Annotated in this window: 2 protein-coding genes; one reads left to right on the top strand and one right to left on the bottom strand. The window is 43.3% G+C overall.

Annotated features, from left to right (window positions below; genetic code table 11):
* Positions 1-164 precede the first annotated feature (164 nt).
* A complete protein-coding gene (locus WBA23_RS14000; RefSeq protein ID WP_424582900.1) occupies positions 165-935 on the top strand; it encodes a glucose 1-dehydrogenase in 771 nt (256 codons plus the stop codon).
* Positions 936-1,258: 323 nt separating this feature from the next.
* Here the strand turns inward: WBA23_RS14000 and WBA23_RS13995 are convergent, their stop codons facing one another.
* Entirely contained in the window at positions 1,259-1,564 is a 306-nt protein-coding gene (locus WBA23_RS13995) for a hypothetical protein (RefSeq protein WP_424582899.1), read from the bottom strand.
* Positions 1,565-1,600 lie beyond the last annotated feature (36 nt).

Genomic DNA, 1,600 nt, shown 5'->3' with positions numbered 1-1,600 from the left:
CGTAAAATTAGCAGGACTGAATGGGATAAAGACATTGACGTAAAGCCAGCCTACCATTAATCTTCAAATAGAAAGATAACGTCTCAACCTACTGTGGCTATTGAATAATCTAATAGTATTACTACTTTTATTTGATCTGATTATAACACTATAAATAATAAGTTATGGAACACGACCGGCGTACTGCAATTATTACCGGAGGAAGCAAAGGAATAGGAAGAGCTACCGCCGAGGTGATGTTACGGGAGGGAGCCAATGTTATTATTCTTGATAAGGACGAATTACAAGGCGAAGTACTGGGGGGAGCTACCGAAAAACGAGTGCAATTAATTCGCTGCGACGTTTCAGTAGAAAAGGAAGTAGAAGCAGCAGTAGTTGAAGCGGAGCAATCTTTTGGGCAAATCAATTACCTTATTAATAACGCAGGAATTCAGCGTTACTCCACCGTTACCGAAACTAGTGAGGAAGAGTGGGACTTAGTGATGAACGTTAATCTGAAGAGTGCTTTTCTGTGCGCCAAACACACTATTCCGTATATGCAGAAGATTGGGCGAGGGGTAGTAGTGAATGTCTCTAGTGTTCAGGCAATGCTGTCTCAGAATAATGTGGCACCTTATACTACTTCAAAAACAGCTATGTTAGGCTTAACCCGCAGTATTGCGGTTGATTACGCTCCTAGTATTCGCTGCGTAGCGGTTTGCCCGGGTACCGTAGATACTCCAATGTTGCAGTGGGGTATACAGCAGTCACCTAACCCGGAGCAGGTGTACCAAGAGTGTGTAGACATGCATTTGACCGAGCGAATAGCCCAACCTCAGGAGATTGGCGAGTTCATTGCCTATTTATGTAGTGATAAAGCTGCTTTTATGACGGGGCAGGCGTACCGTATTGACGGTGGCTTGGGCGTGATGATTCCAGGTAGTAAACGAGACTAATTTCCCCAATTGGGAAAGTTTCCTACATTCCCTCATCTGTAATTCCTAGCTGGAATCAGCAGTATACTCGCCCTCAGTGCCTTTTAAGCTTACTTCTGGCATTTTTCTGCAATTCGGGTAGAAATGGTACACTGTTCGCCACTATGGGAGTAGTTGGTACTTAAAATTATTGAGTTATGGATACAAGCAGAAGAATAGAGTTAGCAATTAAAGTAACATCAGTATTAGCCGGATGGGCTATCTTTTGTATCATTTGATACTACATTTGCCATTAAACGTTTAGAATTTTAATAAGAAAGCACCGATCAGGTGCTTTTATCATTTTAGGGGTTCTCGTACCATACCACTCCTAAACCACCCTGCGTCGCGCTATTATTATTCTCTTCCGAAGTGAGCACGTCTAAATCTCCATCCTGATCTAAGTCTATTAATTCGGCAAAATCAAATTTACGGCCTAGCGTATCGCTAACAGGTTGGTGCTGCCAGCCAGATGCCGTACGAAAGCTGGCTATTACTCCGTGCCGATAATCAGCGTCCTCGTAAGTTGTGATGAGTTCAGAAGAACCATCAGTGTTTAAATCACCTACCGTTACCGATTTTCCTCTCTTACCCGCTTGTTTGGGATACACTATACGGTCTTCCGCTCACCCCTCAGAGGTTTGGTA

It is taken from the genome of Tunicatimonas sp. (genome assembly GCF_049647865.1).
Classification (GTDB): Bacteria; Bacteroidota; Bacteroidia; order Cytophagales; family Cyclobacteriaceae; genus Tunicatimonas.
This window is presented reverse-complemented; position numbering and strand designations above follow the sequence as displayed.

Coding starts and splice junctions, on each gene's coding strand:
- WBA23_RS14000 (WP_424582900.1), top strand. CDS start 165: ATGGAACACGACCGGCGTACTGCAATTATTACCGGAGGAAGCAAAGGA.